The sequence below is a fragment of the Pseudomonas sp. BC42 genome (assembly GCF_021560055.1).
Lineage (GTDB): Bacteria > Pseudomonadota > Gammaproteobacteria > Pseudomonadales > Pseudomonadaceae > Aquipseudomonas.
In genome coordinates, this window is record NZ_CP091067.1 from 4,953,609 (window position 1) to 4,973,526 (window position 19,918).

General features: G+C 64.9%; 19 protein-coding genes. 13 read left to right on the plus strand and 6 right to left on the minus strand.

Features of this window, described 5'->3' with window-relative positions; all coding sequences use genetic code 11:
- The first annotated feature begins 189 nt into the window (after window positions 1–189).
- Both L1O02_RS22255 and L1O02_RS22260 read left to right on the plus strand, forming a co-directional pair.
- Window positions 190–1,488: a serine/threonine protein kinase gene (locus L1O02_RS22255; protein WP_060838184.1), complete on the plus strand. Its 1,299-nt coding sequence runs from the start codon at window positions 190–192 to the stop codon at window positions 1,486–1,488.
- Complete coding sequence (locus L1O02_RS22260) at window positions 1,481–2,269, plus strand: VacJ family lipoprotein (protein WP_060838183.1); 789 nt, start codon at window positions 1,481–1,483, stop codon at window positions 2,267–2,269. The genes L1O02_RS22255 and L1O02_RS22260 overlap by 8 nt, the downstream gene beginning before the upstream one ends.
- A 144-nt stretch (window positions 2,270–2,413) precedes the next feature.
- Here the strand turns inward: L1O02_RS22260 and L1O02_RS22265 are convergent, their stop codons facing one another.
- Complete coding sequence (locus L1O02_RS22265) at window positions 2,414–3,337, minus strand: DUF808 domain-containing protein (protein WP_108544791.1); 924 nt, start codon at window positions 3,335–3,337, stop codon at window positions 2,414–2,416.
- A 168-nt stretch (window positions 3,338–3,505) separates the two neighbouring features.
- Between L1O02_RS22265 and L1O02_RS22270 the strand changes: the two genes are divergently transcribed.
- Window positions 3,506–4,114 carry a TetR/AcrR family transcriptional regulator gene (locus tag L1O02_RS22270; RefSeq protein WP_108544790.1) on the plus strand — a complete coding sequence of 203 codons (609 nt, stop codon included), beginning with the start codon at window positions 3,506–3,508 and terminating at the stop codon, window positions 4,112–4,114.
- Window positions 4,115–4,264: 150 nt separating this feature from the next.
- Here L1O02_RS22270 and L1O02_RS22275 read toward each other — a convergent pair whose 3' ends face one another.
- Window positions 4,265–4,705, minus strand: a complete 441-nt coding sequence (locus L1O02_RS22275) for a heme-binding protein (protein WP_016968076.1) — start codon at window positions 4,703–4,705, stop codon at window positions 4,265–4,267.
- Window positions 4,706–4,974: 269 nt separating this feature from the next.
- Between L1O02_RS22275 and gcl the strand changes: the two genes are divergently transcribed.
- The 8 genes from gcl (at window position 4,975) to L1O02_RS22315 (ending at window position 14,508) form a co-directional block, all read left to right on the plus strand.
- A complete protein-coding gene (gene gcl, locus L1O02_RS22280; RefSeq protein WP_060838180.1) occupies window positions 4,975–6,750 on the plus strand; it encodes a glyoxylate carboligase in 1,776 nt (591 codons plus the stop codon).
- A gap of 149 nt (window positions 6,751–6,899) precedes the next feature.
- Entirely contained in the window at window positions 6,900–7,682 is a 783-nt protein-coding gene (gene hyi / locus L1O02_RS22285; RefSeq protein ID WP_235758732.1) for a hydroxypyruvate isomerase, read from the plus strand.
- Window positions 7,683–7,805: 123 nt separating this feature from the next.
- Window positions 7,806–8,699 carry a 2-hydroxy-3-oxopropionate reductase gene (locus tag L1O02_RS22290; RefSeq protein ID WP_060838178.1) on the plus strand — a complete coding sequence of 298 codons (894 nt, stop codon included), beginning with the start codon at window positions 7,806–7,808 and terminating at the stop codon, window positions 8,697–8,699.
- A 153-nt stretch (window positions 8,700–8,852) separates the two neighbouring features.
- Window positions 8,853–10,133: a glycerate kinase gene (locus tag L1O02_RS22295; RefSeq protein WP_108544788.1), complete on the plus strand. Its 1,281-nt coding sequence runs from the start codon at window positions 8,853–8,855 to the stop codon at window positions 10,131–10,133.
- Entirely contained in the window at window positions 10,123–11,538 is a 1,416-nt protein-coding gene (pyk, locus tag L1O02_RS22300; RefSeq protein ID WP_060838176.1) for a pyruvate kinase, read from the plus strand. The genes L1O02_RS22295 and pyk overlap by 11 nt, the downstream gene beginning before the upstream one ends.
- A 111-nt stretch (window positions 11,539–11,649) precedes the next feature.
- Entirely contained in the window at window positions 11,650–12,570 is a 921-nt protein-coding gene (locus L1O02_RS22305; protein WP_108544786.1) for an urea transporter, read from the plus strand.
- Window positions 12,571–12,591: 21 nt separating this feature from the next.
- Window positions 12,592–13,416, plus strand: a complete 825-nt coding sequence (locus tag L1O02_RS22310) for an ion transporter (RefSeq protein WP_060838174.1) — start codon at window positions 12,592–12,594, stop codon at window positions 13,414–13,416.
- A gap of 90 nt (window positions 13,417–13,506) precedes the next feature.
- Complete coding sequence (locus tag L1O02_RS22315; RefSeq protein ID WP_060838173.1) at window positions 13,507–14,508, plus strand: sulfate ABC transporter substrate-binding protein; 1,002 nt, start codon at window positions 13,507–13,509, stop codon at window positions 14,506–14,508.
- Window positions 14,509–14,571: 63 nt separating this feature from the next.
- Here L1O02_RS22315 and L1O02_RS22320 read toward each other — a convergent pair whose 3' ends face one another.
- Together L1O02_RS22320 and L1O02_RS22325 are read right to left on the minus strand one after the other, a co-directional pair.
- Complete coding sequence (locus tag L1O02_RS22320; protein ID WP_060842830.1) at window positions 14,572–15,021, minus strand: Rid family hydrolase; 450 nt, start codon at window positions 15,019–15,021, stop codon at window positions 14,572–14,574.
- 147 nt (window positions 15,022–15,168) lie between these two features.
- Window positions 15,169–15,798: a DUF5666 domain-containing protein gene (locus L1O02_RS22325; RefSeq protein WP_060838171.1), complete on the minus strand. Its 630-nt coding sequence runs from the start codon at window positions 15,796–15,798 to the stop codon at window positions 15,169–15,171.
- Between the two features lie 255 nt (window positions 15,799–16,053).
- On the opposite strand from L1O02_RS22325, the gene L1O02_RS22330 reads away from it, so the two are divergent.
- The gene (locus tag L1O02_RS22330) at window positions 16,054–17,262 is read left to right on the plus strand and encodes an MFS transporter (RefSeq protein ID WP_060838170.1); all 1,209 of its coding nucleotides are present in this window, start codon (window positions 16,054–16,056) and stop codon (window positions 17,260–17,262) included.
- Between the two features lie 78 nt (window positions 17,263–17,340).
- Window positions 17,341–18,225 carry a LysR family transcriptional regulator gene (locus L1O02_RS22335; protein ID WP_235758734.1) on the plus strand — a complete coding sequence of 295 codons (885 nt, stop codon included), beginning with the start codon at window positions 17,341–17,343 and terminating at the stop codon, window positions 18,223–18,225.
- Window positions 18,226–18,233: 8 nt separating this feature from the next.
- Here L1O02_RS22335 and L1O02_RS22340 read toward each other — a convergent pair whose 3' ends face one another.
- Both L1O02_RS22340 and L1O02_RS22345 read right to left on the minus strand, forming a co-directional pair.
- Window positions 18,234–19,376 carry a hypothetical protein gene (locus tag L1O02_RS22340; RefSeq protein ID WP_235758736.1) on the minus strand — a complete coding sequence of 381 codons (1,143 nt, stop codon included), beginning with the start codon at window positions 19,374–19,376 and terminating at the stop codon, window positions 18,234–18,236.
- A gap of 127 nt (window positions 19,377–19,503) precedes the next feature.
- Window positions 19,504–19,905: a hypothetical protein gene (locus L1O02_RS22345; protein ID WP_108544783.1), complete on the minus strand. Its 402-nt coding sequence runs from the start codon at window positions 19,903–19,905 to the stop codon at window positions 19,504–19,506.
- Window positions 19,906–19,918: the final 13 nt, after the last annotated feature.

Below are 19,918 nucleotides of genomic sequence, written 5' to 3' on the forward strand. Positions count from 1 at the left end.
CAACGCTTGGCAAGGGCGACGCACAGATAACTGTTCAGCAAATAGTGGCAACGTGTATCGTCCGCCTACCAGCAACCTTCGACACGCCTGCGGCAGGGGAAATTTGTGCCACCCCATGGCACTTCGGCAGCAGCGCGGTGGTCATAGCCTGCAAACCTCATTCGGCACCTTCCTTCTAGGGATACAGTCATGCTTCGTTCCTTGCGCTTCGCTGCCCTGCTTGGCGGCCTTATCCTGAGTGCGTCCGCGCTGGCGGTCGATGTCGACCCGGCCAGCTATGGCTACCCGCTGACCAACCCGTTCGAAGCCACCATCGCCACCACGCCGCCGGAGTTGCGCCCGGAGCTGCCCGCAAACGAGGACATCCGCCAGTCGGACTACAGCCTGACCCTGCGCCCGGAACGCGAGTTCATCCTCCCGGACAACTTCTGGGCGGTGAAGAAACTCACCTACCGCATCGCCACCCAGGATCACGCCGCGCCGCTGATCTTCCTGATCGCCGGCACCGGGGCGCGCTATGACAGCAGCCTCAACGAATACCTGAAGAAGCTCTACTACAAGGCCGGCTACCACGTGGTGCAGCTATCCTCGCCCACCAGTTTCGACTTCATCAGCGCCGCCTCGCGCTTCGCCACCCCCGGGGTGACCCAGGAAGACGCCGAAGACATGTACCGGGTCATGCAGGCCGTGCGCGCCCAGCACCCCAAGCTGCCGATCACCGAGTTCTACCTCACCGGCTACAGCCTCGGCGCCCTGGACGCCGCGTTCGTCAGCAAGCTGGACGAGACCCGGCGCAGCTTCAACTTCAAGAAAGTCCTGCTGCTCAACCCGCCGGTCAACCTCTACACCTCGATCACCAACCTCGACAAGCTGGTGCAAACCGAGGTCAAGGGCATCAACAACAGCACCACCTTCTATGAACTGGTGCTGGGCAAGCTGACCCGCTATTTCCAGCAGAAGGGCTATATCGACCTCAACGATGCCCTGCTCTATGACTTCCAGCAGTCCAAGCAGCACCTGAGCAATGAACAGATGGCGATGCTGATCGGCACCTCCTTCCGCTTCTCGGCGGCGGACATCGCCTTCACCTCGGACCTGATCAACCGTCGTGGCCTGATCACCCCGCCCAAGTACCCGATCCGCGAAGGCACCAGCCTCACGCCGTTTCTCAAGCGCGCCCTGCAGTGCGACTTCGACTGCTACCTGACCGAGCAGGTGATCCCCATGTGGCGCGCCCGCACCGACGGCGGCAGCCTGCTGCAACTGATCGACCAGGTGAGCCTCTACGCCCTGCAGGACTACCTCAAGGCCAGCCCGAAGATTGCCGTGATGCACAACGCCGACGACGTGATCCTCGGCCCTGGCGACCTGGGCTTCCTGCGCAAGACCTTTGGCGACCGCCTGACCGTCTACCCCCATGGCGGCCATTGCGGCAACCTCAACTACCGCGTCAACAGCGACGCCATGCTGGAGTTCTTCCGTGGCTAAACATCTCCTGCTTATCGCTGCGTTGTTCTGCGCAGGCTATGCCCAAGCCGACAACAGCAAGGCCAACACCCCGGTCACGCCCGATCCCGACGGCTTCACCGAGCCGTTGAAGAGGCTCAAGTTCAACCCGGGGCTGGACCAGCGCGAATTCGAGCGCTCAACCCTCAATGCGCTGAATGTCTACGACCCGCTGGAGTCCTGGAACCGTCGGGTCTACCACTTCAACTACCGCTTCGACCAGTGGGTGTTCCTGCCGGTGGTGGACGGCTACCGCTATGTGACACCGGGCTTCCTGCGCAGCGGAGTGAGCAACTTCTTCAACAACCTCGGTGACGTGCCCAACCTGGTCAACAGCCTGTTGCAGTTCAAGGGCCAACGCTCGATGGAAACCACCGCGCGCCTGCTGCTCAACACCACCATCGGTGTCGCCGGCCTGTGGGACCCGGCGACCAAGATGGGCCTGCCGCGCCAAACCGAAGATTTCGGCCAGACCCTGGGCTTCTATGGCGTGCCCGCGGGGGCCTATCTGGTGCTGCCGATCCTCGGTCCGTCGAACCTGCGGGACACCGCGGGGCTGGCGGTGGACTACACCACCGAATCGGCGATCAACTTCCTCAACGTTTCGGAAGTCAGCAGCAATCATCCGGAAATCTGGGTCCTGCGCGGGGTCGACAAGCGTTACCAGACCAGCTTCCGCTATGGCCAGCTGAACTCGCCGTTCGAGTACGAAAAAGTGCGCTACGTGTACACCGAAGCGCGCAAGCTGCAGATCGCCGAGTAATCCCGCCTCGCCCCGCCATCCGGCGGGGCGACACATCCTCACAGCACAACCCACGCAAGTGCAGTTCACCGGGCATCGCGGGCGCCATCAATCGCTCTACGCCAGACCGCCGGCTGTCATAACAGCCACGGGGTGAGTCAGGCCTCAGCCGTGCAGCGCACGCCAGCCCTTGCCAATCAGGCTCACGGCCAGCAGCACCACTGCGCCAGCAATAATCCCGGCCACCGCATTGAGCAGGGTCGGCATGATCACCGAGGCGCCGCCGATGAACCCGGCGCTGCGCTGGGCCAGACCTTCGATCAGATGATGCACGGCAGGCACGCCGTGGGTGAGGATGCCGCCGCCGACCATGAACATCGCCGCTGTACCGATCACCGACAGGCTCTTCATCATCCAGGGCGCTGCCCGCAGAATAGCGCCGCCGATGCCTCTGGCCAGGGCGCCGGGCTTCTGCGCCAGCCACAGTCCCAGGTCGTCCAGCTTGACGATGCCGCCCACCAGGCCATAGACACCAATGGTCATGACGATCGCAATCCCCGACAGCACCACCACCTGCTGGCTCAGGGAAGCACCCGCCACCGTACCCAGGGTGATGGCGATGATTTCTGCGGAAAGGATGAAATCGGTACGGATCGCGCCCTTGATCTTGTCCTTCTCAAAGGCCACCAGATCCACCTGAGGGTCTGCCAGCGCCTGTAAGGTCTGCTCATGTTCGGCCGCATCGTCGCCGTGGGGCAGGTACTTGTGCGCCAGCTTCTCGAAGCCTTCGAAACACAGGTAGGCACCACCGACCATCAGCAACGGCGTGACCAGCCAGGGCGCCAGGGCACTGATGGCCAGGGCCGCCGGCACCAGGATCAACTTGTTGCGAAACGAGCCCTTGGCCACTGCCCAGACCACGGGGAGTTCCCGCTCGGCGCGCACCCCGGAAACCTGCTGAGCGTTAAGTGCCAGATCGTCGCCCAATACGCCGGCGGTCTTCTTCGCCGCCATCTTGGTCATCAAGGCCACGTCATCGAGTACCGCGGCGATGTCGTCGATCAATACCAGCAAACTGCTTCCTGCCATGGGCCAGGCTTCCTGCATGAAAATGAGGCGCGCAGCATACCGCGCCACCGACCATGCAGCGAGCGCGCGCAAGCAGGAAAAGCGGGCCCTACCCGGCATTCTTGAGCCTCTCGCAAAGCCGGTGCTACCATGCGCAACCGCCCGAACAGGCAAGGAATCCCCCGGTTTATGAGCACCATCCGCGAGCGCAATAAAGAACTGATCCTGCGGGCCGCCAGCGAAGAGTTTGCCGACAAGGGCTTTGCCGCGACCAAGACCAGCGACATCGCCGCCAAGGCCGGATTGCCCAAACCCAACGTCTACTACTACTTCAAGTCCAAGGAAAACCTCTATCGCGAGGTGCTGGAAAGCATCATCGAACCGATTCTCCAGGCCTCCACGCCGTTCAATGCCGATGGCGTGCCCAGCGACGTGCTCAGCGGCTACATCCGCTCGAAAATCCGCATCTCCCGCGACCTGCCGTTCGCCTCCAAAGTGTTCGCCAGCGAAATCATGCATGGCGCGCCGCACCTGAGCCCGGAGCAGGTGGAACAGCTCAACGCCCAGGCCAAGCACAACATCGAATGCATCCAGACCTGGATCGATCGCGGCCTGATCGCCCCGCTCGACCCCAACCACCTGATGTTCAGCATCTGGGCCGCGACCCAGACCTACGCCGACTTCGACTGGCAGATCTCGGTGGTCACCGGCAAGGCCAAGCTCACCGAAGAAGACTACGAGGCCGCGGCGCAGACCATCATCCGCCTGGTGCTCAAGGGCTGCGAACCGGATCGCTGATCGCGTTTGTGCCCCTTCCCGTGCATTTCTGTTGTTGCTGCAAACTGCGCGCAGAAATATCAAGACACCAGCAAGGTCCTGCGGACCTTTTCGCAGCCTCGCGGGCTCGGCAGCGGCTACAGGCCGGGGCCGGGCCCGCAAGGTTGAGGACTACGCGCTGACGCCGGCGTCCGCCGCCAGGCCCTGAGCTTCGATCGCGCTGATGGCGCATTGCTCGTCGATGTCCGAGGTATCGCCACTGATGCCGATCGCCCCAATCACCGCCCCCGCCTGATCCCGAATCAGCACCCCGCCCGGTGCCGGCACCACGCTGCCCTGCCCCAGGCCATTCAACGCACCGATGAACGCGGGGCGCTGCTGCGCGTCCAGGGCCAGCAGGCGCGACCCCTTGCCCAGGGCAATCGCGCCCCAGGCCTTGCCGATGGCGATCTGCGGACGCAGCAAGCTGGCGCCATCCTCGCGTTGCAGGGTCACCAGATGGCCGCCGGCGTCCAACACGGCGATGGTCAGGGGCGCCGCGCTGATCTGGCGCCCCGCACTGATGGCCTGATTGGCCAGGTTGACTGCGACTTTCAAGGTTAAAGCGCTCATGGGTGCCGTCCTTATCTTGTTATTGAGAAAGCCCGAGGGAAGCTTCTTGTAGGAGAAGTCCGATACGACAAATAGAACACAATGAATTTGTATTTTGTATACAATAAATCGTAAAAGTCGGTACGTGCGACAAATGGACGCCGGTTTATCGGGGCTTGCGCAAAAGCAACTGTAGTTCAAGAAAATCAATTGACCTGCGTCGCTTGCCGTGAATACACTTTGCGGAAAGCCACTTGTATACAATTACAAAACGTAAGAGGCACAAAACCATGAGCAAAATGAGAGCAATCGAAGCCGCCGTTCTGGTGATGCGCCGCGAAGGGGTCGATACCGCTTTTGGCATCCCGGGTGCCGCCATCAACCCGCTGTATTCCGCGCTGCAGAAGGTCGGCGGCATCGATCACGTCCTCGCCCGCCACGTTGAAGGCGCCTCGCACATGGCCGAGGGCTACACCCGCACCAAGGCCGGCAACATCGGCGTGTGCATCGGCACCTCCGGCCCGGCCGGCACCGACATGGTCACCGGCCTGTACAGCGCCTCGGCCGACTCGATCCCGATTCTCTGCATCACCGGCCAGGCGCCCCGGGCTCGCCTGCACAAGGAAGACTTCCAGGCAGTGGACATCACCAGCATCGTCAAGCCGGTGACCAAGTGGGCCACCACCGTGCTGGAGCCGGGCCAGGTGCCCTACGCCTTCCAGAAAGCCTTCTACGAAATGCGCTCCGGCCGCCCCGGTCCGGTACTGATCGATCTGCCGTTCGACGTGCAGATGGCGGAAATCGAGTTCGACATCGACGCCTACCAGCCCCTGCCCCTGGCCAAGCCAAGCGCGACCCGAGTCCAGGCCGAGAAAGCCCTGGCCCTGCTGGACCAGGCCGAGCGTCCGTTGCTGGTGGCCGGTGGCGGCGTGATCAACGCCGATGCCAGCGAGCTGCTGGTGGAGTTCGCCGAGCTGACCGGCATTCCGGTGATCCCGACCCTGATGGGCTGGGGCAGCATCCCCGACGATCACCCGCAGATGGTGGGCATGGTCGGCCTGCAGACCTCCCATCGCTACGGCAACGCCACCCTGCTCAAGTCCGACGCCGTGCTGGGCATCGGCAACCGCTGGGCCAACCGCCACACCGGCTCGGTGGACGTCTACACCGAAGGCCGCAAGTTCATCCACGTGGACATCGAGCCAACCCAGATCGGCCGGGTATTCACCCCGGACCTGGGCATCGTCTCCGACGCCGGCAGCGCCCTGACCGTGCTCCTGGAAGTGGCCCGCGAGTGGCAGACCGCCGGCAAGCTCAAGGACCGCAGCGCCTGGCTGCATGACTGCCAGCAGCGCAAGGCCAGCCTGCACCGCAAGACCCACTTCGACAACGTGCCGGTCAAGCCGCAGCGCGTGTATGAAGAGATGAACCAGGTGTTCGGCAAGGACACCTGCTACGTCAGCACCATCGGCCTGTCGCAGATTGCCGGCGCCCAGTTCCTCCACGTCTACAAGCCGCGCCACTGGATCAACTGCGGCCAGGCCGGCCCGCTGGGCTGGACCATTCCCGCGGCCCTGGGCGTGGTCAAGGCCGACCCGAATCGCCAGGTGGTGGCGCTGTCCGGCGACTACGACTTCCAGTTCATGATCGAAGAGCTGGCGGTGGGCGCCCAGTTCAACCTGCCCTACATCCATGTGGTGGTGAACAACTCCTACCTGGGGCTGATCCGTCAGGCCCAGCGCGGCTTCGACATGGACTACTGCGTGCAGCTGTCCTTCGACAACCTCAACGCGCCGGAACTCAACGGCTACGGCGTCGACCACGTGGCGGTCGCCGAAGGCCTGGGTTGCAAGGCCCTGCGGGTGTTCGAACCCAAGGACATCCAGCCGGCCCTGCGCCAGGCCCAGGAAATGCTCCAGACCTACAAGGTGCCGGTGGTGGTGGAAATCATCCTGGAGCGGGTGACCAACATTTCCATGGGCACCGAGATCAACGCGGTCAACGAGTTCGAAGACCTGGCGCTGGTGGGCAACGACGCCCCTACCGCGATTTCCCTGCTCGACTAACCCCTGGAGCCGCTGCCACAGGCTGTCATCGGGTTCACCGAACCTGCCGGGATTGCCCCGTGCGCCCTCTTGTCCAGAGAGGTCGCCGGAGCAGCCCGACTGCCACCTTGGCGCCCGCCACAGGCTTCACCGCTTCACAGGAGACCACCATGCCGCGTTTTGCCGCCAACCTGTCCATGCTGTTCACCGAACAGGACTTCCTCGCCCGCTTCAAGGCCGCCGCCGATGCCGGCTTCAGCGGCGTCGAATACCTGTTTCCCTACGAATTCAGCTCCGCCGAGATCAAGGCGCAACTCGATGCCCACGGCCTGACCCAGGTGCTGTTCAACCTGCCGGCCGGTGACTGGGCCAAGGGTGAGCGCGGTATCGCCTGCCTGCCCGATCGGGTCGAGGAGTTCCGTGCCGGCGTCGACCTGGCCATCGCCTACGCCCAGGTCCTGGGCAACACCCAGGTCAACTGCCTGGCGGGCATCCGCCCACAAGGCGCCGATGAAGCCCTGCTGGAAAAGACCTTGGTCGCCAACCTCAAGTACGCCGCCGACAAGCTGCAGGCGGTGGGCATCAAGCTGGTGATGGAGGCCATCAACACCCGCGACATTCCCGGCTTCTACCTCAACAACACCGCCCAGGCGCTGTCGATCCGCGAACAGGTGGGCAGCGCCAACCTGTACCTGCAGTACGACATCTACCACATGCAAATCATGGAGGGCGACCTGGCCCGGACCATGGCCAGCCATCTCAACCAGATCAACCACATCCAGCTGGCAGACAACCCTGGACGCAACGAACCCGGCACCGGCGAGATCAACTATCGCTTCCTTTTCGAGCACCTGGACCGCATCGGCTACCAGGGCTGGGTCGGCTGCGAGTACAAGCCGCTGACCACCACCGAGGCCGGCCTTGGCTGGCTGAAAACCCACAACGCAATCTGAACCTGGACCTGCGTAGGAGCCGGCTTGCCGGCGAACAGGCCCGCAAGCCTTGCAGCGCCCTTGCGGCCACCTGCGCTGGCCAGCCAGCTCCTGCGAGGCCCCGTTGAATAGAGGATTTTTATCATGGCTAAAATCGGATTTATCGGCACCGGCATCATGGGTCACCCCATGGCCGCCAACCTGCAGAAAGCCGGTCACTCGCTGCTGCTCTCGGAACACCACGGCAAGGCCCCGGCCGACCTGATCGCCGCCGGCGCCGTGGCCCTGGCCTCGCCCCGGGAAGTGGCCCAGGAAGCCGAATTCGTCATCATCATGGTGCCCGATACGCCCCAGGTCGAAGACGTGCTGCTGCGTGCCGACGGCGTTGCCGCCGGGATCGGCAAGGGCAAGATCGTCATCGACATGAGCTCCATCTCCCCCACCGCGACCAAGGCCTTCGCCGCCAAGATCAACGAGAAAGGCGCACAGTACCTGGACGCCCCGGTGTCCGGCGGCGAAGTCGGGGCCAAGGCCGCGACCCTGAGCATCATGGTCGGCGGCGACAGCCAGGCCTTCGAACGCGCCCTGCCGCTGTTCCAGAGCATGGGCAAGAACATCACCCTGGTCGGCGGCAACGGTGACGGCCAGACCGCCAAGGTGGCCAACCAGATCATCGTCGCGCTGAATATCCAGGCGGTGGCCGAAGCCCTGCTGTTCGCCGCGAAGAACGGCGCCGACCCGGCCAAGGTGCGCGAAGCACTGATGGGCGGCTTCGCCTCCTCGAAGATCCTCGAAGTGCACGGCGAGCGGATGATCAAGGGCACCTTCGATCCGGGCTTCCGCATCAACCTGCACCAGAAGGACCTGAACCTGGCCCTCAGCGGCGCCCGCGAGCTGGGCATCAACCTGCCCAACACCGCCGGTACCCAGCAAGTGTTCAGCACCTGCAGCGCTATCGGTGGCGCCAACTGGGACCACTCGGCGCTGATCAAGGGCCTGGAACACATGGCCAACTTCTCGATCCGCGAGAAAAAATAACCCCCCTATGTAGCCGCTGCCCCAGGCTGTACCAAGGTTCGCAGGTCACGCCTCACGGCGGGCCAGGGACCGGCCCTGCCGACCTTGTCGCCGCCTGAGGTGGCGGCTACACCCGCTTCAAGCCCCCCATAACAAGAAATCCGGGAGCCCGCCATGTCGGTCGATCCGCAACAATTCCTTCGTGAGCTGTTCGCCACAGCCATCGACGCCGCCCATCCGCAACAGGTACTGCAAGCCCATCTCCCCAGCAACCGCAGCGGTCGAGTGATCGTCATCGGTGCCGGCAAGGCCGCGGCGGCCATGGCCCAGGTGGTGGAGCACAGTTGGCAGGGCGAAGTCAGCGGGCTGGTGGTTACCCGCTACGGCCACGGCGCCCCCTGCACCAGGATCGAAGTGGTCGAGGCCGCCCACCCGGTGCCAGACGCCGCCGGCCTGGCCGTGGCCAAGCGGGTGCTGGAGCTGGTCAGCAACCTGTCGGAACAGGACCGGGTGATCTTCCTGCTGTCCGGTGGCGGTTCGGCCCTGCTGGCCCTGCCCGCCGCCGGCATCACCCTGGCGGACAAGCAAGCCATCAACAAGGCCCTGCTCAAGTCCGGCGCCACCATCGGCGAGATGAACTGCGTGCGCAAGCACCTCTCGGCGATCAAGGGCGGCCGACTGGCCAAGGCCTGCTGGCCGGCCACGGTCTACACCTACGCGATATCCGATGTACCCGGCGATCTGGCGACAGTCATTGCCTCCGGCCCGACAGTGGCCGACCCGAGCACCTCGGCCGAGGCCCTGGCGATTCTCAAGCGCTACGACATCGACGTCCCGGCGGCCGTGCGCAGCTGGTTGCAGAGCCCCGAGTCGGAAACCGTCAAGCCCGGCGACCCGTGCCTGGAGCGCAGCCACTTCCAGCTGATCGCAAGGCCCCAGCAATCCCTGGAAGCCGCCGCGGTGAAAGCCCGCCAGGCCGGCTACAGCCCTCTGATCCTCGGCGACCTGGAGGGCGAATCCCGCGAGGTGGCCAAGGTTCACGCCGGCATCGCCCGCCAGGTGGCCTTGCACGGCCAGCCGCTGGCGGCGCCCTGCGTGATCCTCTCCGGCGGCGAAACCACGGTCACCGTGCGCGGCAATGGCCGTGGCGGACGCAATGCCGAGTTCCTCCTGAGCCTTACCGACAGCCTCAAGGGCTACCCGGGCATCTACGCCCTGGCCGGTGATACCGACGGCATCGACGGCTCCGAAGACAACGCCGGGGCCATCATGACCCCGGACAGCTACGCCCGCGCCGCAGCCCTGGGCCTGAGCGCCAGCGACGAGCTGGACAACAACAATGGCTACGGCTACTTCGCCGCGCTGGGCGACCTGATCGTCACCGAGCCGACCCGCACCAACGTCAACGACTTCCGCGCCATCCTGATTCTCGAGAGCCCCAAACATGACGCCTGACAAGAAGGTCAAAATCCTCGCCACCCTGGGTCCGGCCATCGACGGCATCGAGGACATCCGTGAACTGGTGCAGGCCGGAGTCAACATCTTCCGGCTCAACTTCAGCCACGGCAGCCACGCCGATCATGCGCAGCGCTATGAGTGGATTCGCCAGATCGAACGCGAACTGAACTATCCCCTGGGCATCCTCATGGACCTGCAGGGACCGAAACTGCGGGTCGGCACCTTCGCCGAAGGCAAGGTGCAACTGGTGCGGGGTCAGGCGCTGCGCCTGGACCTCGACCCGACCCCGGGCAACGCCGAGCGGGTCAGCCTGCCGCACCCGGAAATCATCGCCGCGCTGGAGCCGGGCATGGACCTGCTGCTGGACGACGGCAAGCTGCGCCTGCGGGTCATCGCCAAGCACGCCGACGCCATCGAGACCACCGTGCTCAATGGCGGCGAGCTGTCGGACCGCAAGGGCGTCAACGTGCCCCAGGCCGTGCTCGACCTCAGCCCACTGACCGCCAAGGACCGCCGCGACCTGAGCTTCGGCCTGGAGCTGGGGGTGGACTGGGTGGCGCTGTCCTTCGTGCAGCGCCCGGAAGACATCCGTGAAGCCCGCACGCTGATCGGCGACAAGGCCTACCTGATGGCCAAGATCGAAAAGCCTTCAGCGGTGACCCAACTACGGGAAATCGCCGAACTGAGCGACGCGATCATGGTGGCCAGGGGCGACCTGGGGGTGGAGGTGCCGGCGGAAAGCGTGCCGCAGATCCAGAAAACCATCATCGGCACCTGCCGCCAGCTGGGCAAACCCGTGGTGGTGGCCACCCAGATGCTGGAATCGATGCGCTTTTCGCCCGCGCCGACCCGGGCCGAGGTCACCGACGTGGCCAACGCCGTGGCCGAAGGCGCCGATGCGGTGATGCTGTCGGCGGAAACCGCCTCCGGCGAGTACCCGCTGGAAGCGGTGCAGATGATGGGCAAGATCATCCGCCAGGTGGAGAGCGGTCCCGACTACCAGACCCAACTGGATGTCAGCCGGCCCCAGGCCGAGGCGACGGTGTCCGACGCCATCAGCTGCGCGATCCGCCGGGTGTGCAGCATCCTGCCGGTGGCGGTGCTGGTGAACTACAGCGAATCGGGCAGCTCGACCCTGCGTGCCGCCCGGGAACGGCCATCGGTGCCCATCCTCAACCTGACGCCGAACCTGGCCACCGCGCGCCGCCTGACCCTGACCTGGGGCGTGCACTCGGTGGTCAATGACCGCCTGCGCCAGGTCGACGAGGTGTGTGCCACGGCCCTGGAAATCGCCCAGGCCCAGGGCCTGGCCAAGCGCGGCGATACCGTGGTGATCACCACCGGTGTGCCGTTCGGCCAGCCGGGGACCACCAACTCCCTGCGTGTCGAAACCCTTCTCTGACCCGCCGCCACTGCCGCCGCAGCGCACTCGACCTGCAGGAAACCGCCCGAAGAGGCGGCCACTCGGAGCGAACGCTGCACGCGGTAGTCGCCGCATCCATCGATTTCCACCATGCCTGCACAGTCTTTCAACGCCTTCTGCCCCGACTGGGCCACTGCCTTGCTCAACGGTTTCAGTCAGATTTTCCTCCAGCGCCATCCGCTGTGCGGCCTATTGTGCCTGCTGGCGATCCTGATCGGCGCCCCAGCCCAACTCGGGGGCGCCCTGCTTGGCGCCCTGGCCGGACTGCTCACGGCACAACGCCGGGGCTACGCCAAGGCCGACCGGCAAGCCGGGCTCTTCAGCTACAACGGTGTGCTCCTGGGTCTGCTGCTGAGCCTGTACCTGCCCTGGTCGGTGCTGCTGCCGCCGCTGATCATCGCCGCCGCCGGCCTCAGCGCGATCCTCACCCAGCAATGGCTCAAGCGCGCTCGCCAGCCGCGCAGCCTGCCGGCCTATACCGCGCCCTTCGTCGGCCTTGGCTGGCTGTTGCTGAGCCTGATGCAACCCCAGGCACCCCTACCCCCGGCAGTGCCCGAGCTGTCGCTGTCGAGCCTGCTGGGCGGCCTGCTCCAGGGCCTGGGCCAGATCATGTTTCTCGGCCAGCCGCTGGCCGGACTGCTGATACTCCTCGGACTGCTGCTGGCCAACCGCCGAGCGGCGACCTGGGCCCTGGTCGGCTCGGCCTGCGGCCTGGCCCTGGCACTGTGGCAGCAGCAACAGGGCCAGGCCCTGTTGGGCCTGGCCGGCTACAACAGCGCGCTGGCGGCCCTGGCCCTGGGCCAGCAGACCCGTGCTCCGTGGCGCCCCCTGGCGGGGATGTCGCTGGCACTGCTGATCACCCCCGGGATCGTCAGCCTGGGCCTTGCACCCCTCACCGCGCCCTTCGTCATCGCCTGCTGGCTGGTGCATGCCGCCACCCGGGTCCTGGATCGCACACCCCGGGACAACACACCTTGCGCTCCCCCGGCCTCTCCCCCTAGGCTGCGCTGATCTTTGATTCAGGCGACTTCCATGGGTAATAGCGACAACTGGCGCCAGCGCCTCTACGTGATGATCTTCCAGACCGATACGGTGGCTGGAAGGCGCTTCGACACCGCCCTGCTGCTGATCATCCTCGCAAGCCTGGTGATCGTGATCCTCGACAGCATCGACGAGGTACACAGCAACTACGCCAACGTCCTGGCCTGCATCGAATGGGGCTTCACCCTGATCTTCGCCATCGAGTACGGCCTGCGCCTGTACTGCTCGCCCAAGCCGCTGCGCTACGCCTTCAGTTTCTATGGCCTGGTGGACCTGCTGGCGATCGTCCCCGGCATCCTCGCCCTGTACTACAGCGACGCCCAGTACCTGCTGATCATCCGTATCATCCGCATGCTGCGGATCTTCCGGGTGCTCAAGCTGGCGCCCTACCTGAAACAGGCCCATTACCTGCTGGACGCCCTGCGCGGCAGCAAGCAGAAGATCCTGGTGTTCCTGCTCAGCGTCTGCACCCTGGTCACGGTGTTCGGCACCCTGATGTACGTGGTCGAAGGCCCGGAGCATGGCTTCACCAGCATCCCCAAGGGCATCTACTGGGCCATCGTCACCCTGACCACCGTGGGTTATGGCGACATCGTGCCCAAGACCGTGATCGGCCAGATGATCTCGTCCATGGTGATGATCACTGGTTACTCGATCATCGCCGTGCCCACCGGGATCTTCACCGCGGAACTGGCCAGCGCCATGCGTGGCGAACAGCTCAAGCATGACTGTCCGGTGTGCCGCAAGAACAGCCACGAACCGTCCGCGGCCTTCTGCTCGCGCTGCGGTAACGCGCTGTTCAAGAAACTGGAATAAGCAAAGTTCTTTTTAATCTTTAAAGAGATATAGCGCCCCGGCTATAGTCGGCGGCAAATTGCCTTCACTCTCGAACAAAAGGAATGTGCAGTGAAAAAACTCTTCAGCGCTTCGCTTCTGGCGGCCGGCCTGGCCCTGGGCAGCGTCGCCCAGGCCGCACCGACCCTGCTCAACGTGTCCTACGACGTGATGCGCGACTTCTACAAGGACTACAACGCCGCCTTCCAGAAACACTGGAAAGCCGAGCACAACGAGAACATCACCCTGCAGATGTCCTTCGGCGGCTCCAGCAAACAGGCGCGCTCGGTGATCGACGGCCTGCCGGCGGATGTCATCACCATGAACATGGCCACCGACATCAACGCCCTGGCGGACAACGGCAAACTGGTGCCGGACAACTGGGTGACGCGCCTGCCGGACAACAGCGCGCCCTTCACCTCGGCCACCGTGTTCATCGTGCGCAAGGGCAACCCCAAGGCCCTGAAGGACTGGCCGGACCTGCTCAAGGATGGCGTGCAAGTGATTGTGCCCAACCCCAAGACCTCGGGTAACGGCCGCTACACCTACCTCTCGGCCTGGGGTTATGTGCTGAAGAACGGCGGCGACGAGAACAAGGCCAAGGACTTCGTCGGCAAGCTGTTCAAGCAGGCGCCGGTACTGGACACCGGTGGCCGCGCCGCCACCACCACCTTCATGACCAACCAGATCGGCGACGTACTGGTGACCTTCGAGAACGAAGCGGAAATGATCGCCCGCGAATTCGGCCGCGATCAGTTCGAGGTGATCTACCCGAGCGTGTCCGCCGAAGCCGAGCCGCCGGTATCGGTGGTGGACAAGGTGGTGGAGAAGAAAGGCACCCGCGCCGCGGCCGAGGAATACCTGAAGTACCTGTGGTCGCCGGAAGGCCAGGAAATCGCCGCCAACAACTACCTGCGCCCACGGGACCCGAAGGTGCTGGCCAAGTACACCGACCGCTTCCCGAAAGTCGACTTCCTCTCGGTGGAGAAGACCTTCGGCGACTGGCGCAGCGTGCAGAAGACCCACTTCAACGACGGCGGGATCTTCGACCAGATCTACACCAACGCCAAATGACCCCTCGCGGGTGAATGAAAAAAGCGACCCTGGCGGTCGCTTTTTTTATGCCTGCTGGCGAGTTCAGAGCGCCCGTGCCGGATTGAACAACGCCGCCGTGGCCACCTGATGCTGCTCCTCCAGCACCGCCTCGGCCTCGACCTCGATCAGCCACTCGGGCAGGGACAGGCCGCTGACGATGATCCACGAAGACGCCGGCGGCTGGCTGGCAAAGCGCTCCAGCAGCACCGCGCTGATGTGTTCCTGCTGGTCGCGGGCGGCTTCGGCGATGTAGATCCGCAGCATCACCACATCCGCCATCTGGCCGCCCGCCGCGGCCAGGACGCTTGCGATGTTGTCGAAGGCCTGCTCGGTCTGCTCCCGCAGGCCGGGGCCGACCGTCCGCTCCTGCTCATCCACCCCCACCTGGCCGGACAGCAGCAGGCGTCGGCCGCCCCGCACTTCCACCGCCTGGCTGAAACCGTATTGCAGCGAATTGAACACACTGGCTGGGTTGAACGTCGACTTTTCCATAAGGCACTCCCGGCGCATTGAACGACCGGAAACCGTAAACCAAGGCTTTGGCGACTTCCACCGCAACCCGCGTGCTGCAACATTTGGCAATGCAAGCCTGGGCGGCGCAGAACCGGAGCGGGATCCTCCACCCCGCAGGCAACGGCCCTACATGGGCGGAGCCACCCCATCCTTGCCGGCGGAAATCGACTGCGCGGTGAGTTTGCCGTCGGCGCTCTGGGTGACGAACATCACCACCTTGACCCCGGCCTTGAGCAGGCTGCGATCCCCGGGGGTGAGATTGACGATGGGGACATCGTCCGGCACCAGGATCTTCTGCTGCCCGCCCTTGTAATTGACGGTCAGGGTACGGCCGTTGCTCACCACCAGATCCCCGACGCTGCCGTTGGTCATGCTGCTGCCCTTGGCCAGGTCGAAGGGCCGATGACCATCCCCGGTGCCGGCCATCTGCGCGGGAAAGACATGCACTTCCAGGGCCTTGAGAGTGCCGTCGGCCATGGGCAGTGCCGCCGAGCCGATGTAGCTGCCGGGCTTGATGTCCTCGATGTTGGCCAGGGTCACCCCGCGCACCTGGGTCTGTGGGGTCAGCTCGACACTGACGTTTTCACCGCTGTTGACATGCACCCGCACCAGGTCGCCGCTGATCCCGGTGATCTCGCCGCGCACGCCCATGCGCATGCCCGGCGCCTCCTGGGCGCGGGCCGCGACGCCTACCAGGGTGAACGCCAGGACAACGCCCTGAGCGGCGCACAACCAACCACGCAAAGACCGATTCATGGGATGGATTCCTCTGTTGAAAAAGGGGCTCGGGCCACTCCGGGGCGAATGGCGAACATGAGCATGCTATCGAACAAGATGTAAGTAAATGTATCATCAGCCCTCGTCAGCGGCATCCGTCCCGGCCGGCAGCGCAACGCCTTGAATCGGTGATTTATTCCCCGCAGGAATGAATGCTATTGCCCCGCCCTCTCTACTGCGTTAACGCGCTGCCTCTTAACCTTGCCCCATCTTTTCGCCGCCAAGAGAATTCCGATGAGCTCAACGACCCAGGCGCTGCCCCTGCGCAGCGTGACAATGACCCGAGGCATGGTGCTGCTGTTCGCCTTCTGCTGCGGCGCCATCGTCGCCAACATCTACTACGCACAACCCATCATCGAGCTGATCGCCCCGGACCTCGGCCTGTCCAGTTCCCTGGCCAGCCTGATCGTGTCCCTGACCCAGATCGGCTATGCCCTGGGCCTGTTCTTCCTGGTGCCCCTGGGCGACTTGCTGGAAAACCGCCGACTGATGGTGATCACCACCCTGGTGGCCATCGCCAGCCTGCTGGGAGCGGCCTGGACCCAGCAGCCCAATGTCTTTCTCCTGGTGTCGCTGCTGATCGGCTTCAGCTCGGTGTCGGTGCAGATCCTCATTCCCCTGGCAGCGCACCTGGCCCCGGAAGAGTCCCGCGGCCGAGTGGTGGGCGGGATCATGGGCGGCCTGCTGCTGGGGATTCTCCTGGCTCGTCCGGTGTCCAGCGTGGTGGCCGATCTGTTTGGCTGGCGCGCGATGTTCATTGCCGCTGCCGTGCTGATGGCGGCCATCAGCCTGGTCCTGATGCTGACCATGCCCAAGCGTCAACCGGCCCATAGCGCCACTTATGGCCAACTGCTGCGCTCACTGGGGAGCCTGCTGCGCCGGCAACCGGTCTTGCGCCAGCGGGCCTTCTACCAGGGCTGCATGTTCGCCAGCTTCAGCCTGTTCTGGACCGCGGCCCCGCTGGAGCTGGCACGCCAGCACGGCCTGTCGCAGAGCCAGATCGCGATCTTCGCCCTGGTAGGCGCCATCGGGGCCATCGCCGCCCCCATCAGCGGACGCCTGGCGGATGCCGGCCACACCCGCATCGCCTCGCTGCTGGCCATGCTCCTGGCGGCCCTGAGCTTTGTGCCGACACTGATCCATCCCGCCTACAGCGTGATCGGCCTGGCGGTGACCGGGGTGGTCCTGGACTTCTGCGTGCAAATGAACATGGTGCTCGGGCAACGGGCGGTGTATGCCCTGGACGCCCACAGCCGCAGCCGCCTCAACGCGCTGTACATGACCAGCATCTTCATCGGTGGCGCCTTCGGCTCATCGATTGCCAGCGCGGTGTACGAACATGGCGGCTGGCTGGGCGTGGCGCTGGTGGGCAGCGCCTTTCCTCTGCTGGCCCTGCTGCGCTTTCTGCTGGTGGCGGACAACCGCCGAGCCGTGCGCGCCTAGGCGACTCGGGCTGAACCCGGTGATAGTGTCGGCAACCGCTCCCGGGGGCCCTGCTCCCCTCTCCTGCAAGGACAACCGATGGACCGCCTAGCCGCGATGGAAACCTTTGTGCATGTGGTGGAAAGCGGGTCCTTCTCCGCTGCCGCCCGCCGCCTGAACCTGGGCCAGCCCGCCGTATCGAAAACCATTGCCCAGTTGGAGGCCCATCTGCAGGTGCGGCTGTTGTTGCGCTCCACCCGCGGCTTGACCCCCACCGAGGCCGGCCTGGCCTATTTCGAACGGGCCCGGCGCACCCTGGAGGAGGCCTGCGAGGCGGAGAACGCTGCTCGCGGGTCGGCGGCGGCATTGCATGGCACCCTGCGCATCGGCGCCGCGGTGACCTTCGCCCGCATGCACATCGTGCCCCACCTGGGGGCCTTTCTTGATCGTCACCCGGGACTGCAGATCGACGTGGTGCTGGACGATCAGCACATCAATCTGGTGGAAGCCGGGGTGGATGTGGCGCTGCGCATGGGCCGCCTGGCCGACTCGACCCTCACCGCGCGCAAAATCGCCGAATGCCCGCGCCTGCTGCTGGCCACCCCGGAGTACCTGGCCACACATGGCGAACCCCGGCATCCGGCCGATCTGAGCGAACACCAGGCCCTGATCTACAGCCGGGGGCCCGGCTATCTCTGGCACTTTTTCCAGGGCGACCAAGAGCAGCAGGTGAGTGTCAGCGGCAGGATCCGGGTCAATGCCGCGGAGGGCTTGCGGGCGGCGGTCCTGGCACATCAGGGCCTGGCAACCGCCTCGCAATGGATGTTCGCCCCGGAATTGGCCAGCGGCGCGGTCAAGGCACTGCTGACCGACTGGCAGCTGCCACGGCAGCAACTGTGGGCGGTGTTTCCCGGCGGGCGCCTGGTGAGTGCCAAGGCCCGGGCCTTCATCGAGTACGTGGAGCAGTTGCTGGAGCGCCTCTGAGACGCACTTCAGATGCGCTCGCGGACCAGCACCTCGATGTTCAGCGCCTCGCCCCAGCGCCGCAGGCGCTCGATCAGGCCCTGATCGGTTTCACCGACCAGGTACAGGATGTCGATGGTCTGGGTCGCGGCCCATTCGACGAACTGACTGCTGTCGAAGTCGGCCAGGGTCTCGAGCCGGAATTCGTTTTCATAGAACCCCGGGGCCACCGCCACCGGGGTGTCCTGGGGACTGGCCGCGGCGATGAAGTCACAGGACAGGTGCACCACGCCCCAACGGGCCACGCGCCAGTTCCTCAGGGCTTCGTCGAGACGCGCCCGGGCACCGCGGACAAAGCCCAGGCCATCGAGCACCACGCGGCGGTTGACGATCAGCCACAGCCTGCATCGCTGGGGGGCCTTGAGCAGCACCTCGCCCGTCACCTTGGAGGCGCGCAAGGCCAGGGCAATCACCAGCAACAGGGGTGCGCAATAGCCGTAGAGGCGTTCGGCCTGGCTGACCTGGGTCAGCCCATGCAGGCGCTGGACCTCGGCCCGCTGGCGCTCCAACTCCCCGAATGTCTGTCCCAGACGCTGCAACCATTGCTGCACCAGGGGGGCTGAATACTCGCCACGCAGATCATCCAGAGCCTGCTGCACCTTGCTCACCGCCAGGGTCGACGGACGCCCATCGGCGCTGCGTTCCAGCGTGCCAAAGCGCTCGCACAGGCTGCTGACCTGGGCCGCATCCTGGGGCTCATGCAGCTCAAGCGCTGCCTGACAGTGAGCGCTGCCGAGCATGTCGTCGATCTCGGCCAACACCCTGCGCTGCAGGCCGGCCTGCTGGCTTTGCGCCCATTGATAGTCGCTCTGGAACCAGTCCACGCGGACCGCCTGGGTAGCACTGATCAGCGCCAGGGAAGCCAGCAGCAGCCAGCCGTAGTCGACCTTCTTCCAGCCGATCTCGCCCAGGCGGAACACCGAGATCAGGCTCCAGCAGAAGAAGTAATACATGAAGGCGAAGGCCACCGGCAGGTACAGCGGTGCCAGGGACAGATAGATCAGTTCCGGCACGTCTGCCGGCCCCAGGCCATACAGCAACAGCAGGACACAGACCACGGCCAGCCAAAACACCATCGGCGCGACATAGGGTTTGTTCAGGTCTTTCTTCATCGGGCGCTCAACGGCTGATACTCGGGAACACCCCGCTGTATCGGCCAGCCGACCCGAGGCTTAAATAATCCACCCCGGGGCGCGGGCTCTGGCCTGCGCCTCTGCGGTTATCCGGCAGGCGCCGGAATTATTGGAACTGGCGGCCGAGGCCGGCGGGAACACCGTGGATATCGGTGTCTTCCCAAGGCCCGTCGGGGCTGATGGAACGGCTCCAACCGTTGTTCCAGCGGTAATAGGTGCGCTGGCGGTAGAACGTGTTGTTCTGGTCGTCCAGCACATAGACCCCGAGCCGGGCGTCCCAGTGGCTGTGCCCGCCCGGCGGCGGGGCAAAGCTGGCGGAGGTGCGAGGCAGGGGTTTGGTCGTGGGGATCGGCACGCTGGGCTTGCCCGGGGCCGTGGACGGAGCCGGGCGTGTGCTCGGCCCCGCGGGCGGAATGGGTTCAGAGGAGGTGGGCACCGGCCGCTGGACCGTACAAGCGCTCAACCCCAGGACCAGTGACAACAGGGTGATACGAGCGATGGCGGTCATGGCGGCTTCTCTG

Bases quoted from the DNA above. Each gene is read 5' to 3' on its own strand.
- L1O02_RS22255 (WP_060838184.1), top strand. From the start codon at position 190: ATGCTTCGTTCCTTGCGCTTCGCTGCCCTGCTTGGCGGCCTTATCCTG.
- L1O02_RS22265 (WP_108544791.1), bottom strand. From the start codon at position 3,337: ATGGCAGGAAGCAGTTTGCTGGTATTGATCGACGACATCGCCGCGGTA.
- L1O02_RS22270 (WP_108544790.1), top strand. From the start codon at position 3,506: ATGAGCACCATCCGCGAGCGCAATAAAGAACTGATCCTGCGGGCCGCC.
- L1O02_RS22275 (WP_016968076.1), bottom strand. From the start codon at position 4,705: ATGAGCGCTTTAACCTTGAAAGTCGCAGTCAACCTGGCCAATCAGGCC.
- gcl (WP_060838180.1), top strand. From the start codon at position 4,975: ATGAGCAAAATGAGAGCAATCGAAGCCGCCGTTCTGGTGATGCGCCGC.
- hyi (WP_235758732.1), top strand. From the start codon at position 6,900: ATGCCGCGTTTTGCCGCCAACCTGTCCATGCTGTTCACCGAACAGGAC.
- L1O02_RS22290 (WP_060838178.1), top strand. From the start codon at position 7,806: ATGGCTAAAATCGGATTTATCGGCACCGGCATCATGGGTCACCCCATG.
- L1O02_RS22295 (WP_108544788.1), top strand. From the start codon at position 8,853: ATGTCGGTCGATCCGCAACAATTCCTTCGTGAGCTGTTCGCCACAGCC.
- pyk (WP_060838176.1), top strand. From the start codon at position 10,123: ATGACGCCTGACAAGAAGGTCAAAATCCTCGCCACCCTGGGTCCGGCC.
- L1O02_RS22305 (WP_108544786.1), top strand. From the start codon at position 11,650: ATGCCTGCACAGTCTTTCAACGCCTTCTGCCCCGACTGGGCCACTGCC.
- L1O02_RS22310 (WP_060838174.1), top strand. From the start codon at position 12,592: ATGGGTAATAGCGACAACTGGCGCCAGCGCCTCTACGTGATGATCTTC.
- L1O02_RS22320 (WP_060842830.1), bottom strand. From the start codon at position 15,021: ATGGAAAAGTCGACGTTCAACCCAGCCAGTGTGTTCAATTCGCTGCAA.
- L1O02_RS22325 (WP_060838171.1), bottom strand. From the start codon at position 15,798: ATGAATCGGTCTTTGCGTGGTTGGTTGTGCGCCGCTCAGGGCGTTGTC.
- L1O02_RS22330 (WP_060838170.1), top strand. From the start codon at position 16,054: ATGAGCTCAACGACCCAGGCGCTGCCCCTGCGCAGCGTGACAATGACC.
- L1O02_RS22335 (WP_235758734.1), top strand. From the start codon at position 17,341: ATGGACCGCCTAGCCGCGATGGAAACCTTTGTGCATGTGGTGGAAAGC.
- L1O02_RS22340 (WP_235758736.1), bottom strand. From the start codon at position 19,376: ATGAAGAAAGACCTGAACAAACCCTATGTCGCGCCGATGGTGTTTTGG.
- L1O02_RS22345 (WP_108544783.1), bottom strand. From the start codon at position 19,905: ATGACCGCCATCGCTCGTATCACCCTGTTGTCACTGGTCCTGGGGTTG.